The following is a 15,004-nucleotide window of genomic DNA, read 5'->3' on the forward strand; positions in this document are numbered from 1 at the left end:
GAGCGCCGCGACTTCACTCTCCCATCATTCACAAACAAATACAAGGAATAGGATGTAAATCGCAAACCTGGCCGAAAGGCAGGGACGCAAAGCCACGGGTCTAAAATTCTTAACGGAATCATGACCGCCGGGATGCCAACCTTATGCCGAATCTCGGGCTTGTTGGCCGCCGGACTTTCTTCGCGAAAGTCTTTTTTTGGTTTCAATTGAGGCTTTGGGTCAGGCTGCATCGTCGCGGCGGAGAATCGGGCACAAGGAGGGAGGGGACCTGCTTCTAAAAAGTTAAAACGGCGAAACACGAAAAACGGCAACTGCTAAGGGAATTAGAGTGACAGCAAAGGAGTAAGTAACTTGAAATTATCACATTTCGGTAAAGGCTTAGCCCGCAAATTGTTGTTGCTGGTTGCCGGGCCGCTTGCGGTACTGGCGATCGTGCTCGTTCTGATCTTCTATCTGCTTGGACTGATGACCGGCTGGGGCGCCGCGCTGATGGTCGTCCTGTTTGCCTTGATCGGCGCTGGGGAAGCCGTGCTGATTGCCCGCCTGCTCGACAAATCGGTCCAAAAAATGGCCGAGCGGACCAAAGCCATGGCTGAAGGCGATTTAGCCTTTGACGGCGACGTGCAGGTGACGGACGAGTTCGGCGAGCTGGCCGGCCACCTGAAGCTTATCGGCGCCCAATTAAGGGAAGCGGCCGGGCATATGCAGGACATGTCGGCCAAGGTAGCCGATACGTCGCGGGATTTAACGGGCAATATGGAGTTTTGCAATGACCTCGTGGTAGGGGTCACGGAATCGATCAAAATGATTTCCGAAGGAAGCGAGCAACTCGTCGAGAGCGCGCGGAACAACCATTTGATGCTTGAAGAAGTCGGAAAAGGCATGGAGCACATCGCCCTATCATCGCAAGGGGTGGCGGAGGAAGCGACTGAGGCTGCGGCCCAGGCCAATGCGGGGAATGAGGGCATCGACCGCCTGGTTGACCAAATGAGCAAAATTTACGAAACCACGGTCGCTTCGTCGCAAACCGTAAACCAACTCGGCGAACGGACGGAAGAAATCGACAAAGTCACTCTGCTGATCTCGGAAATCTCCAGCCAAATCAATTTGCTGGCGCTCAACGCGGCTATCGAGGCCGCAAGAGCGGGCGAATACGGCAACGGGTTCGCGGTGGTCGCCGGCGAAATCCGCAAGCTTGCCGAGCAATCGGCGGCATCGGCCAAGGATATCGCCCAGATGGCCGGCCATATCCGAACAGGCTCCGATCAATCGATCGAGGCGATGAAACGGGTCATGACCGAGGTCGAGACCGGAAGCGCCCTCGTTACCTCTGCCGGCGATTCATTCCAGCAAATCGTGCATTTGGCCGAGCAGGTGTCCACCCGGGTTCAGGAAGTTTCCGCGGTTACGCAGCAGATCAGCGCAAGCACGGAACAAATCATGGACTCCGTAAGACAGACGCTCGAGATTACCGAGGTCAATCTGGCCGGGACCAAAGAGATCATGGCTTGCTCGGAAGAACAGTTGACCGCCATGGAAGAAACGCTCGAATCTTCCAAGCAGCTTGAGACGGAAGCGGAAAAACTGAAGTCCCTATTAAACAGATACTCAATCTAGCGAGCGAGGAGGATGGGCATGGAGCGTTTAGCTTTGCTGTTTGAAGCGCTGGAGCGCCTGACCGGCGTGGCCGATATCGCCTATCACGAAATCAGGGAAGGCCGCTTGAATCCGGTGTTAAAAACGAAAACGGATCACCTTGGCGTAGAGCGATGGAAAAGCGTACATGCGCAAAATCCGGTCTATATCGAACATGACCGCCTGCTTCGCGAACTGATGGTCCATCCCGAAACGGCGGCAGTGGTCCAGGACGTCAAAAACGATTCCCGGTCGGCCGATGAGTTTTTCCTGTTCGGGATCGACAGCATCATGGTTATCCCCGTCATGCAGGACGGAGCGGTACAGGGCATTGTCGTTGTCGCCTCGATAGGCAAGCTGCACTTTTTCTCCGCGAAGGAGATCGAACGTGCGGAAGCACTGGTGAACGAATACAGAGATGCGTTTCAACTTTAGGATAAGGAGACATCCGGAATATGAACATAGCCGAAGCCATACTCAAGTATTTGAAGGAAACCGGAGTGGATTGTATTTTTGGGATTCCGGCAGGAATCATCGGTCCGATTTACGATGCGTTGATCGATGTCGATATGAAGCCGATCATTACGAAAAACGAAGCCGGAGCGTCTTATATGGCGGCGAGGTATGCCAGCACCTCCGGGAAGTTGGCCGTTTGCGCCGGCGCCGGGGCGGTAGGCGTAGCGAACATGATGAACGGGATCGCCGACGCCATGCGGGCCAAAGCTCCGCTGCTCGTGATTACCGGCTACGTGAACCGGTGGCAGATCGGCAAGGGAGCCATCCAGGAGATGGATGCCCAGGATATCGTCAGACCGATCACCAAATACAGCAACACGGTCATGAACGAAGCGGAAGTCATGGCCGAGCTGGACAAGGCGGTAAGGATCGCCCTTACACCTCCTTTCGGGCCAGTACATATTTCCGTGCCTATCGATGTACAACGGATGGATGCACCCCCTAATCTTCCCGCTGCCCCGAATCCCGCGCTGCTTCAGCAAATTCCGTTCGATCCGGCGGAGCTGGACCGGGCGGCCGCCCTGCTGAACGAAGCGGAGCGCGGGCTCATTATGGTCGGACGCGGCGGGCGCGCCGCTGCCGGGGAGATTATGCGCCTTAGCGAGCGGCTGCAGTGGCCGATCATTACGACGCCGTCGGCGAAAGGAATCATTCCCGCGGACTTTCCCCTTAACCTGGGGAACTACGGATTTTCCAGCACCGACGCGGCGTTTGAACACGTCAATGCTTCGCCGGCTTCGTGCCTGCTCATCTTGGGAACCAGCCTTGGCGAAGCCTCTACCTGCAACTTCAACGAAGCGCTGGTGGCCGGACGCAAAGTGATTCATATCGACCGCGACGGCAAAGAGCTTGGGAAGGTCTTCAAAACCGATGCGGCGGTAATCGCCGATCTTAAGGACGCGGTTCCCTATCTTCTCCAGCATGTTCAGCCAGTGCCAGGGGCTTTCAAGAAGCCGCTGCCGCTTAACGAACCTTATGAACTCAACCATACGGGATTGTCGCTGCGGCTGTTCCTGGAGAAGCTGCCCAAGGTGCTGCCGCGGGATACGCGTTATGTGTGCGATATCGGGGAATTCACCAACTTCGTGCTGAAGTATTTGGATGTTCCCGCGGGCGGGGACTTTGAAATCAATTTGAACTATGGAGCGATGGGCTCGGCGATGGCCGGCGGGCCGGGGCTGTATCTGGCCGATCCAAGCCGTCCGGTCACCGTGATCGCCGGAGACGGTTCATTTTTCATGAACGGTTCCGAAGTGCTTACGGCCAAGGAGTACAAGCTGCCTATCACCTACATCATCATCAATAACGCCATGCTTTCCTATGTCGAACGCGGGCAAAAATTTCTGTACAACCGCACGATGCCGGACTATAAGCAGGAGCGGATTTCCATCGCCGACATGATGCGGACGGCCGGAATCCGGACGATGTCCGTGGACCGGCTGGAGGATATGGACGAAATCCCGGGATTCGTCCGGGAAATGGCGGGCCCCTGCCTCATCGAGGTGAATACCGACGGCAGCGAGCCGGCGCCGATTCTTGATCGTCTGAAGGCGCTGAAAAAGTAAATCTTTTTACAATCTATCGATTACAGGAGGAACCACATCCATGGGAAGCTTTAATATTAAAATCGACCAATCCGCTAAAGTATTTCACGCCGAAGTAGAAGGAACCTTTTCGCCCGAAGACGGACAAGCGTCCATCGAGGCTTACAGCAAAGCGATTTCCAGCATTTCCGTTCCGGAGTATGAGATCGACATCGACTGCACCAAGCTGAACGTCTCCGCTCCCGATTCGCTGCCGCTTCTGGAAGGCTGCTTTGGGCTTTACAAAAAAGACGGCTTCAAAAAAGTGACGCTGCGTATCGCGAAAAATCCGATTTTGAAAATGCAGCTTTCGCGCGTGGCCCGGACCGTTAAGTTGGACAGCTACGAAATCATCGAAGTGTAAGGAGAGATGGCTATGAGAGGTGTGCAAATTCGCGAGATTGCCATTTACCATCCGGCAAATGAAGTGGACAACGAATACTACATCAACTATTTTGCGGAAAAAGGGACGGATGTGACCGGTCTCGTAACCGCGCTCGGGCGTAACAAGCGTTTTATTATCGACAACCCGGAAGAAAATACGCTGACGATGGCGGCGGAAGCCTCGAAGCTGGTGCTGAAAAAGAGCGGTCTTGAGGCCAAGGATGTAGACCTGATTATTTTTACATCGCAAACACCGGAGTATCTGCTCCCCAGCAATGCGCTGAAGCTGCACCATACGCTGGGCGGCGACCTCTCTACAGCCTGTTTTGATATCAACGCCAACTGCGCGGGCATGCTCGTGGCGATCGAGCAGGCCTGCCGGTATATGACGGCCAATCCCCGGGTGGAGCGGGCGCTTGTCGTGGGGGCGGATTATTTGTCGGTTCACAGCCCGGAGCAGCCCGTCTATTATTCCAACTTTGCCGAATCGGCGGTTGCCGTCATTTTGGAGCAGGCGGAAGGAACCCGCGGGCTGATCGATTCCGTCTATCAAACCGATACGTCAGTGATCGACAACTCCCTGTTCCCCGCTCACGGTTTGTCGAATTTGTACCGCGAGGAGTTTACGGCCAAAGACGCGCAGGTGCAGTTTACGCCGTTCGATGATTCGGTCTGCGCGGAATCCGCGGTGAATTCCATCCGCATTTTGCTGGAGCGCAACAATCTGAACAAGGAGCAAATCGGCGGCTTCCTGTTCTCCCAGTTTACGATCGGCAATATTAAACGGGTTTCCGAAAGTCTGGGGATCGATCAGGACAAAGTCGTCTACATCGGCGACAGATTCGGATACACCGCTTCGACCAGCCCCTTGCTGGCTCTTCATGAGGCCGTGCAAGCCGGCAAAGTGCGGCGCGGCGACTACCTCGTCTTCTGGACCGTTGGCGCCGGTTGGCAAAATGTCAGCCTGCTGATGCAGTATTAAGAAGAGGTAACATTGCGTGTTGTTGCATTCGTTGCATCTATGTTATGCATATTCTATATGATATATATTCCGTAGATGCAGAATGCGCAGGTTCACCGGTTCCTCGGCAGGAATTATGCGAAATGCAAAAGTGCAGGCGGTTTTTGTCGAGGTTCCTCGAAACGTGTGGTTCAAATGTAAAAGTGCAGTTCATTTGCGGCCAATAGCCACTTTTTGCCGAAATAGGCACAAAACAACTGCACTTTTGCATCCCACTTGCCTCGAATTGAGGAATTACGGAAAATCAAATGCACTTTTGCAGTTGGTTATGCCAACGCTGAAACTTACATCTTATTCCTAAAAAAAACGCGGGTTGCCGGGGAGAATCTCCCTGCAGCCCGCGCTTTTGTTGCTCCCACCGTTACAGCATGAAGCGGCCCCCGTTGTTATGAACGGTCATGCATATGCTCGTGCGTCATACTTATGCCTTTATGAGTTATGCTCATGCGTTATGCTCATGCGTTATTCATGCCATCGGCCCTGCGCTTCCCTCATCTCGCTAAAATATGCTTCATCCGGGTAATCGGCCAAAATGCGGGCCAACATTAAACATCCCTATTTAAATCCGCTCCAGGTACGGGTTAAATGCTCCTCCGCCCAGCGGATATGATTCGTGTCGGTGTACTGGCGGAACCTGCATTCGATGTGAAAAATCAACGCGATATACAGGTCGTACAATGCCATCCGCTCGCGCTCCGCACCCGTAAAAACCTGCTTGCCGTAGCCTTCAAGGAACGCCCCGTTTTCCACAAACGAGCGGAAGTAGTATTCCATCAGCGGATCGCCCCACAGGGCTCTTTCGCAGTCGATGATGGCGATAAGGCGCCGGTCTTTGACGAATACGTTCCCATCCCACAAGTCCCAATGGACCAGCCGCGGAACCGTGACCTCCGCCAGGCTGGCCTGCCGCTCCCGAAGCAGGGCGAATATCTCCTCCGCATCCATCGGGAGGGGAACGGCTTGATCCGCGGCATCGGCCAAAACGCCGCCGATCATGTCCGTAAAGACGGCCGGCCAGCTATCCCCCTGGCTAACTTCCCGTGCGTAATACCCGAAGCTTTTTCCTTGAAATTCGTTAATTCGCCGGTTTATCCGCCCTATTTCGGCTTCAATGTCCCGCCGTTCCTCCGGCCCCAGCTGCTCCTTCACCTTGTTGTAAGGATCGCCCGGAACGAACTCCATCAGGAACCACTCGCTCCCCTCTACGCCGTGCTCCTCGTACAGAATCCGGGGCACCGGGATGCCTTCCGCCGCGTCCAGCAGACGAAGCACCTCCACCTCCGCGGTCATTACATTCCGCTCATACCGCAGCATCCCCTCCTCGGAAATGGGAGCAAGCTTCAGCACCGTCTTTATCCCGTTATCCAGGGTCAAGGCGTAGGCGGAGTTAAACCAGCCGTCCTTTAATTCCTCATAACTCTCTAATCGTCTCTGTCCTTGAAACGCCCGCTCCACCAAGGCCGTGAGCTCCTCGGCGGACACCTGCCGCTTGATTGCGCTTTCCATACCCGTTGCCTCCTTATGCAAAAACACCCCGCACACGAAACCGTCTGCAGGGTGCTTGATGAACGTGATACTATTAATTCCCTTCGAGGATAAGCACGCCGCGGCCGGGCACGGTCACGGTTCCGGTCAGCGTGTCCCCGCTGAGCAGTTCCTTTTTGACATCAGCGCCGATGTCCACTTGAACGTCTTCCGCGTTGTGGTTAAGCAGGAACAGATAAGCTTTGCCATCTTTCACCCGGCGCGCCGTCTCAACACCTGCGGGAGCTTCGAGCAAAGGCTCGATTCCTTTTTCCTCGCACAGATTTTTGAGGAGCCCTTGAAGAAATGAAGCCTCCGGACTGCTGGCGACATAATACGCCCGGCCGTTTCCGAAGCGGTTCACCGTCAGCACCGGCATGCCTTTATAGAAATCCGAGCCGTATTCCGCCAGCACTTCGGCGCCTTCCGCATGAATGAGGTCACAGAGCAAGCCGCATTCGTATTGGTCCTTTAATTCGCCCCAAGGCTGCTTCATGACGATCTGGTTTTTCTGGTCCGGGAACAACGCGTCGATCTCTTCCGCCCAAATGCCCAGCAATTGACGAAGTTCTCCCGGATAGCCGCCCGTCGTCACAAGGTCGTTTTCGTCCACGATGCCGCTGAAAAACGTCGTAACGAACGTTCCGCCGTTCCGGGTGAATTCCTCCGCTTTTTTCGCAAAACCCGGCTTCACCATATACATGACCGGAGCAATCACGATCTCGTATTTGCCCAGATCCTCTTCCACCGACACCATGTCGCATTCCACATGCATCCCGAAGAGCGCATCGTAATATTTATGAACCTCTTTGACGTAATTCAACGCAATGGTCGGACCGCTGGAGAGCTCCGTCGCCCACCGGTTTTCCCAATCATACAGAATCGCCACCTTGGCTTCCGTTCGGGCATCGAGCAGCGTGTCGCCCAGCTGCTGCAGCTCCCGGCCAAGCTCGGCAACTTCGCGGAACACCCGGGTATGCTCGTGGCCGACGTGCTCGATCACGGCGCCGTGGTACTTCTCGCATGCCCCGATCGACCGGCGCAGCTGGAAGAACAACACTGTATCGGCGCCATGGGCGACCGCCTGGTAGCTCCACAACCGCATCACGCCCGGGCGTTTGAGCGAGTTGTACGGCTGCCAGTTTTGCTGGCTCGGCGTCTGCTCCATCAGCATAAACGGCGCTCCGCTTTTCAGCCCGCGCATCAAGTCGTGCGTCATCGCCGTATGGCTGACCGGCGTATCGAGGGAAGGATAGTTGTCCCAGGACACGATATCCATGTATTTGGCCCACTCGAAGTAATCGAGCTCCGGATAAAAGCCCATCAGATTCGTTGTTACCGGTATGTTCGGCGTATGCTTTTTGATGGCCTCGTATTCCAGCTTGTAGCAGTCGAGCAGCGACTGGGACTGGAAGCGGCGATAGTCCAGGGAAATCCCTTGGAAATTGGTGCGGTTTCCGTTCCATTCTTCACTCAGCTCGTTCGGAACGACGATATCTTCCCAATCGTAAAACGTATGGCCCCAGAAGCGGGTATTCCAGGCGCGGTTTACTTCATCCAGCGTGCCGTAACGCTCCTTGAGCCAAGTGCGGAACGCCGCGGCGCAGTTGTCGCAGTAGCAATATCCGCCGTATTCGTTGGATACGTGCCAAATCAAAAGGCCCGGGTGATCCTTGTACCGCTCGGCCAAGAGACCTGCGAGCTTCTCCGAATACTTGCGGTAAGCCGGCGAGTTCGGGCACGAATTGTGGCGGCCGCCGAACCGGCGTTTCCGCCCCTGCACATCGACGCGCAGCACGTCCGGGTATTTCTGGGCCATCCAGGCGGGATGAGCGCCCGTGCTTGTCGCCAGGCACACGTGCACACCGCTTTTATATAAACGGTCGATCGTTTCGTCGAGGAAGCTGAAATCGTAAGTATCTTCATCCTGCTGCAGCATCGCCCAGGAGAACACGTTTACGGTAGCCACGTCGATGCCGGCCAGCTTGAACATCCGCTCGTCCTCTTGCCAAATTTCAGGCCCCCACTGCTCCGGATTATAATCGCCGCCGTACCATATTTTCGGCAGTTTTTCATTGATCACTGCGCACACATCCTTTTAGAGAGTAATATAATTATATCTCCATTGTAGAAAGTTTCTTATCCGCTTTATATATAATATTATTGTTTTGATATATAATAATGTGGAACTCATCCCAGGAGGGAAAAATATGAGCGCACGCGCGTTTACCCGTTTTGTTTTTTCTCCCGCCGCCAACCCCGATCTTCCGCTTCTTGTGGAGAGCATCGGTTACAATCCGAGTCAGGAAAAAATCACCCGCCCGAACGGATATCCCTATTATCATTGGCTGCAAACCGAGGAAGGCGAAGGCCTGGTTACCTACGGCAGCGAAAGCGTAGTGTTGCCGTCCGGTTGCGGCGTTTTGCTGCCTCCCGGGATGCCCCATGCCTATGAGGCGAAGCGGGGCGCCGGCTGGGCAACGTATTATCTAACCTTCGGCGGCGCGGCCGCCGCGGCGATTCTGTCGGCCTTCGGCATTCGCGACTCCGCCTTGTTCCGCTGGGACCCGGAGGCCCCTTTGGTCCCGCTGCTCGGCGAAATGCTGAACAAGGTCGGCAGCGGCACCGACCTGTTCGGCCTGGAGACGTCGGCCGGCACCTACCGTTTTTTGGGCATGCTCAGCAAATTCGGGCAAGCCAGCAACATGTCCGTCTCCCGCAATATGGAGAAGCTGGCCCCGCTGCTCCATTGGATGGAGCAGGAGTACGGCAACCCCGACATCGGCCTGGATCAGCTGGCCGATGTCATCGGCATGTCGGGGCGCCATTTAAGCAAGTTGTTTCAGCATACACTTGGCGTATCCCCGTACGCTTATCTCACCCAAATGCGCATCCATAAAGCGAAAGAGCATTTGGCCGGCGAACCGGGAGTTACCGTGGCCGCCATCGCCGGCAAAACCGGGTTCCGCGACGCCAGCCATTTCGTCGCCACGTTCCGCAAGCATACCAGCATGACGCCGCAACAGTTCCGGCGGCTGCATTAGGTGTGGCCGGTGGTTGCCTTAGATGTAGCCGATGGTCGCATCGGTAGTGGCTGAAGTTGACTTAGGTGCAGCAGGTGGTTGCTTCGGTTGTGGCCGGAGTTGCATTAGGTGTAGCTGGTGGTGCCTTAGGTGTAGCTGGTGGTGCCTTAGGTGTAGCTGGTGGTTGCCTTAAGCGCGGCCCCGGCGTAAACGCCCCAAGTAACGCCGATCGCCATAAAGCTTGGCCGGGCGTACACACACCAAGTTCCGCCGATCGCCATTTCGGCCCGGCACGATGCCCAAGCAGTTCCGGCAGCCAGCGATGCGGCAACATATCGTTTTTGACCAAAAAACAAACTCTAACGGTTGCCACAGCCGCTATTTGCTCCAAAAACGCCAATTTCAAACTCTAACGGTTGCCGTAGAGCTTATTTCACTAAAACCGGGCTATTTTCACCTCGACTAGGGCAAATAACAGCGCTCACAACCGTTAGAATCTAGAAAAGGTCATTTTCCGTAAAATAGCCGCTGCTACAACCGTTAGATTTCCGGCAGGCGCAATACTGCAAAAAATGCAGGTATTCCCCGCACGATGCCCCGATTTTTCCAAACAACTGTAGATTTGCAACTGTTCGGTTCATGCTAGCTAGTAGGCTACTTTGGCCATAAAGAGAATCCTTAACGGACACCAGCGACGTTATTTCGGCAAAATCAACAGTTTTCGAAATGTAACGGACACCACAGACCTTATTTGGCACTTATGCGCATATTTCAAGCCTCTTTAGAGCAAATAACGGCTCTCCTGTCCGTTAGAAGTGAATTCTACGTCTTTTCAGGCAAATAAGGTCATCCAGGTCCGTTAGAGCGTTAGCCTCATGCGCAGAAATCTGTCGTCACCAGCGTTCAACGTTATTTAAGGAGCAATTTCATTTCTGCTGTGCATTTGCGATTCTACCGTCAATAGCAACGCGGATTTGCCTTCAAGAGGTGCGAACCCTGCATCCCTTTATTTAATCCAATAAACCGCGTGAGGCTCCGTCCAAAAGCGTTCCCCATCTCCAGCGGTGCTTCCGTCCGGCAGATGAACGCGCCGTCCGTTCAGGCCGCGCACCGTGCACCATCCGCCGCCGGCAGACGTGATGCAGGCCGATGAGAGGCCGCCGCCCTCCCAGGCCATATCGACGGTAAATCCGCCGCGCGCCCGCAAGCCATGGACCTGCCCGGACGCCCAGGCTTTCGGCAGCGCGGGAAGCAAATCGATGCCGTCCATATGGCTTTGCAGCAGCATCTCGGCGATCCCCGCCGCCCCGCCGAAATTGCCGTCGATCTGGAACGGCGGATGGTCGTCAAACAGGTTCGGATACGTCGAACGGGACAACAGCGTTTCCACGAACCGGTGCGCCGTTTCTCCGTCCCCCAAACGAGCGTACAAATTGATCAGCCAAGCGCAGCTCCAGCCGGTATGGCCGCCCCCGTTTTGGATGCGGGATGCCAGCGATTTCCGCACGGCTTCCGCCAGCTCCGGCGTATCCCGCACCGTAATCGAATCGCCGGGATAAAGCCCGTACAAATGCGATACGTGGCGGTGTCCCGGCTCCGCTTCGCTGAAGTTTTCGCTCCACTCCTGCAGCCTGCCGTCCGGGCCGATTTGCGGCCCCGCCATCCGTTCCGCCATTTCCGCCAGCTCGCGGCGCCACTCCTCATCCACGCCCAAAATTTCCGCCACCCGAATCGTATGCGCAAACAGCTCGCGAATCAGCGTCAAATCCATCGTCGTTCCTGCGGATACGCTGCACTTCTCGCCCTCCGGCGTCAAAAACTGATTTTCCGGCGAGGTCGACGGCGCCGTAGTCAGCAGTCCGTCCGGGCCGACAACAAGCCAGTCCTGACAAAACTCCGTCGCCCCCTTCAGCAGCGGATAGGCGGTCTCCCGCAGGAACTCATCATCCCTCGTAAATTCGTAATGCTCCCAAAGATGGCGGCACAGCCATACGCCGCCCATCGGCCAAAACGCCCAATTGGCCTGGCCGTCCGTCGGCGTCGATTGACGCCACAGGTCGACGTTGTGGTGAGCCGTCCATCCCCGGCAGCCGTAATGAATCCGCGCGGTTCTCGCCCCCGTGTCGCTCAGGTCCCGGATCAGCCGGAACAGCGGTTCATGGCATTCGCTTAAATTGGCCACCTCCGCCGGCCAATAATTCATCTGTGCGTTGATATTGGTCGTATACCCGCTGTTCCAGGGCGGCTGAATATGCGGATTCCAGATACCTTGCAAATTGGCCGGTTCCGTTCCCGGCCTGGAGCTGGCCATCAGCAAATAGCGGCCGTACTGAAAATACAACGCTTCCAGCTCTAGATCCTGCGCTCCGCCGCGGTAAGCTTCGAGCCGCTCGTCGGTGGGCAACTGCGAAGGCTCCGTGCTCCCAGGCCGTTCAGAGACAGGAAACTCCGCAGGCTCCGTGCCCTCAAACCGTTCGCCGGCAGGCAGCTCCGAAGGCTCCCCGCCCCCAAGCCGCAGCTCGACGCGGCGGAACAATCCGCGGTGATCCGCGGTATGTCTTTCCCGCAGCCGCTCATAGCCAAGCGAAGCCGCTTCCTTCAGAACAGCGCTGCATTTTTCGCCAAGTTCGCCTTCAGCCATCCCCGTTCCCGGCATCGCTTGATAACCGGCAAAGTCGGTAGCCGCGGCCAGCAAAAACGTTGCCTTCCGCGCTCCGCGGACGATCAATCGGCCGGACTCGTCCGCCCCGACGGTCCCGCCTTCCGTCAGCGCTTGCACATGCGCTTCAAAGGATAACCCCAATCCCTCTTCATACAATACGGATTGCGGGTGGTCGCCGCGGTAATTGTCGGCAATATGGCTGGGGCAATGCCCTCTCATGATGATTCCCGCTTGTCCCGGAAGCGCTTCCGAACGAAACACCTGCGGAGAATCGAGGGACACGGAAAGGTCGATTGTCCCCTCCCCTTCAGCGCTGATATGTACCGCAAGCACCTGATCCACCGCACTGACCAGCACCTCGCGAGTATAGGCCGTCCCGCCAAGCCGGTAAGAAACGGTCGCCACACCCGCGTCCAAATCCAAATCCCGCCGATAATCCGAAATCTCCGGAACATCTTCCAACAGCTCCAGATTTAAATGGCCCAGCGGCTGGTACGCTTCGGTCCCTGTGCCGACCATTTTGGCTTCAACCAACTGCTCAGCCTCTTTATATTTCCCGGAAAATATCAGTTCCCGGGCCTTTTTCAAATGCCGCAGCGCATCATAGTTTTGCGTATCGCGCGGAAAACCCGACCAGAGCGTATCTTCATTTAAAGCGATAAGCTCCTGCCAGACCCCGCCGTAGATCATTCCGCCGATTCGCCCGTTGCCTATGGGAAGCGCTTCCTCCCAACGCGATGCGGGCTGTTTGTACCATAATTTCCATCCGGCTTCTGCTGAACGTACCAGTTTGGCCACCTTCTCCCGATTTTTTGTACACTCCTAGATTTTACGATAAATCCGCAGAAAAGGCCCGATGAAGATACGGGCCTTTTCGTTCTGTCTTATTACAATTCTTTGCCGGTGAACAACGCGACTCTCTTCTTAACGAGTTCAGTATATTCGGCTTCCATTTTCGCGGCTCCGGCTTTGTCCAGTTCGGCGAGGAAAGTATCGTACACCTTATCGAAGTCCGCTTCCTTAGCCAAAATGGCTTCCGGAATCCGCTTGCGGACAATATCCTTTGTTTTCTCGAAAATAACCTGATAGTCCCCATCGGTCGGAACCGGCATGTTGTACAGCGCGCCCCATTCTTTATCCGGGAACTCGTCTTCCTGCGGAAACAGATCCTTCCAGGTGGTAGCGTTGTAAGCTTTCAACGTTTCCTTCTCGGCTTCGGAGTAGTTCTCTACAATTTGTTCCGGGAAGTTGGTCGTATAATAATTGCCGGAAGGATCTTTAACACCGTCTCCGTAGCGGGCGCCAAAAATTTTGTACAAGCCGTCCGGATTGCCAAGACCGGTCTCTTTGGTGAAATTCGTCGTATCGTTTACTTTTCGGTCTACAACCTCGGCCGGAATGACGCGTTTGCCATTCTCATCGACCGTGTAGTGTTTGCCTTCAATCCCCCAGTTTACCAGGACCTGGCCTTCATCGGAAGAAAGCCAGTCGATGAATTTAATCGCCCGCACCGGATCTTTGCATGCGGTCGTAATGCTGATGCCGTAACCATCAACGCCGGCGGATTGGAAGGAATGGTCCTTATACTCTTCGCTTAACGTGACCGGGAAATGCGCGTATGTGTATTCGTCTTTGCCGGCCGTTTTCAGCGCGTTTTCGGCATCCATGTAACCCCATTCCTGATCGATCAGGCCAAGCACGCGGCCGCTGGCGATTTTCGCCTTGTATTGGTCGTCTTTTTGCACAAACGTGTCTTTATCGAGCAGACCCTCATTGTACATGTGGTTCAGCCAACGGAAATATTCCTTTTCTTCCGGACGTTTATAGTGCAGCTTCGCTTCGTACGTCTGCGGGTCCACGTAGTATTCTCCATCATCCGGAGCGCCCGTAGCGATAAACGCCGGGTTCGTAACGGTGATCATGATTCTCCAATCGTCGGCGTTCAACGTTAGCGGAATCGTCGGCTGTCCGTCCGTGGTTGGATGTTTTTCCACATATTGCTTGAGGACGTTTTCAAAGTCTTGCACTGTGTTTACCTTCGGATATCCGAGCTCTTTCAGGACGCGTTGTTGAATTTCAAACCCGCCGCCGGCATCAAAATATTGCTGGTCCACACCAACGTTGGTCGGGAGCGAATAAATCGCCGGGTCTTCATTGCTGTATTTCAGGCGGTTCATATTTTCGCTGAATATCTTCTTAATGTTTGGCGCGTGCTCCTCAATCAGATCGGTCATATCCACGATATAGCCGGCATCCACCAGTTTGGACAAATTCCCTTTGGCAAAAATCAGATCAGGCACATCGCCGCTCGCCGCCATCAAGGCGACTTTGTTGTCGCCGCCGCCGCTGCCCACGTCGAATTCGGCTTCGAGCGTTACGCCGGTTTTTTCGGTTATGACTTTCCCCACTTCATCCTGCATATTGTTCCAGTTCGGGCTGGCGTCAGCGCCGAAAAATGTAAAGGTGACAGGGCTCGTAGCATCGCCCGCTTCACCTTTTGCCCCGGACCCGCCGGACGCGCCGTTGTTGCCGCAGCCTCCGACCAGCAAGGTGCTGGCCAGCAAAATCGCCGCGAAAGTTTTAGGGCTTTTCCATTTCATGTCTTCTTTCCCCCCGTATTCTTATTCAAAAAAATGTATTGTATAACAGGCTATAT

Annotated in this window: 11 protein-coding genes and 1 riboswitch; of the genes, 6 read left to right on the top strand and 5 right to left on the bottom strand. The window is 55.2% G+C overall.

What is annotated here, in order from left to right:
* The first annotated feature begins 50 nt into the window (after nt 1-50).
* Nucleotides 51-140, top strand: a riboswitch (cyclic di-GMP riboswitch).
* Nucleotides 141-351: 211 nt separating this feature from the next.
* Genes EHV15_RS30965 through EHV15_RS30985 form a run of 5 tightly spaced genes read left to right on the top strand, consistent with a single transcriptional unit; the run spans nt 352 to nt 5,100 of the window.
* Nucleotides 352-1,617: a methyl-accepting chemotaxis protein gene (locus tag EHV15_RS30965; protein WP_128634648.1), complete on the top strand. Its 1,266-nt coding sequence runs from the start codon at nt 352-354 to the stop codon at nt 1,615-1,617.
* Nucleotides 1,618-1,635: 18 nt separating this feature from the next.
* Nucleotides 1,636-2,070: a GAF domain-containing protein gene (locus EHV15_RS30970; protein WP_128634649.1), complete on the top strand. Its 435-nt coding sequence runs from the start codon at nt 1,636-1,638 to the stop codon at nt 2,068-2,070.
* A 20-nt stretch (nt 2,071-2,090) separates the two neighbouring features.
* Complete coding sequence (locus tag EHV15_RS30975) at nt 2,091-3,716, top strand: thiamine pyrophosphate-binding protein (RefSeq protein WP_128634650.1); 1,626 nt, start codon at nt 2,091-2,093, stop codon at nt 3,714-3,716.
* Nucleotides 3,717-3,756: 40 nt separating this feature from the next.
* The gene (locus EHV15_RS30980; RefSeq protein ID WP_128634651.1) at nt 3,757-4,098 is read left to right on the top strand and encodes a hypothetical protein; all 342 of its coding nucleotides are present in this window, start codon (nt 3,757-3,759) and stop codon (nt 4,096-4,098) included.
* A gap of 12 nt (nt 4,099-4,110) precedes the next feature.
* Entirely contained in the window at nt 4,111-5,100 is a 990-nt protein-coding gene (locus EHV15_RS30985) for a ketoacyl-ACP synthase III (protein ID WP_128634652.1), read from the top strand.
* Between the two features lie 594 nt (nt 5,101-5,694).
* Here EHV15_RS30985 and EHV15_RS30990 read toward each other — a convergent pair.
* Nucleotides 5,695-6,645 (bottom strand): phosphotransferase family protein, encoded by a 951-nt coding sequence (locus tag EHV15_RS30990; RefSeq protein WP_128634653.1) that lies wholly within the window; start codon nt 6,643-6,645, stop codon nt 5,695-5,697.
* A gap of 73 nt (nt 6,646-6,718) precedes the next feature.
* Nucleotides 6,719-8,746 carry a beta-galactosidase gene (locus EHV15_RS30995; protein WP_128634654.1) on the bottom strand — a complete coding sequence of 676 codons (2,028 nt, stop codon included), beginning with the start codon at nt 8,744-8,746 and terminating at the stop codon, nt 6,719-6,721.
* 127 nt (nt 8,747-8,873) lie between these two features.
* Between EHV15_RS30995 and EHV15_RS31000 the strand changes: the two genes are divergently transcribed.
* Nucleotides 8,874-9,707, top strand: coding sequence for an AraC family transcriptional regulator (locus EHV15_RS31000; protein WP_128634655.1), 834 nt, complete (start codon nt 8,874-8,876; stop codon nt 9,705-9,707).
* A 146-nt stretch (nt 9,708-9,853) separates the two neighbouring features.
* Here the strand turns inward: EHV15_RS31000 and EHV15_RS31005 are convergent, their stop codons facing one another.
* The 3 genes from EHV15_RS31005 to EHV15_RS31015 all read right to left on the bottom strand — a co-directional run bounded on the left by EHV15_RS31005 (nt 9,854) and on the right by EHV15_RS31015 (nt 14,948).
* A complete protein-coding gene (locus tag EHV15_RS31005) occupies nt 9,854-10,042 on the bottom strand; it encodes a hypothetical protein (RefSeq protein ID WP_128634656.1) in 189 nt (62 codons plus the stop codon).
* Between the two features lie 650 nt (nt 10,043-10,692).
* Nucleotides 10,693-13,146, bottom strand: a complete 2,454-nt coding sequence (locus tag EHV15_RS31010) for a glycoside hydrolase family 95 protein (RefSeq protein ID WP_246061835.1) — start codon at nt 13,144-13,146, stop codon at nt 10,693-10,695.
* Between the two features lie 89 nt (nt 13,147-13,235).
* Entirely contained in the window at nt 13,236-14,948 is a 1,713-nt protein-coding gene (locus EHV15_RS31015) for an ABC transporter substrate-binding protein (RefSeq protein ID WP_128634657.1), read from the bottom strand.
* Nucleotides 14,949-15,004 lie beyond the last annotated feature (56 nt).

Origin of the sequence: Paenibacillus oralis (genome assembly GCF_003863965.1) — a bacterium.
Lineage (GTDB): Bacteria > Bacillota > Bacilli > Paenibacillales > Paenibacillaceae > Fontibacillus > Fontibacillus oralis.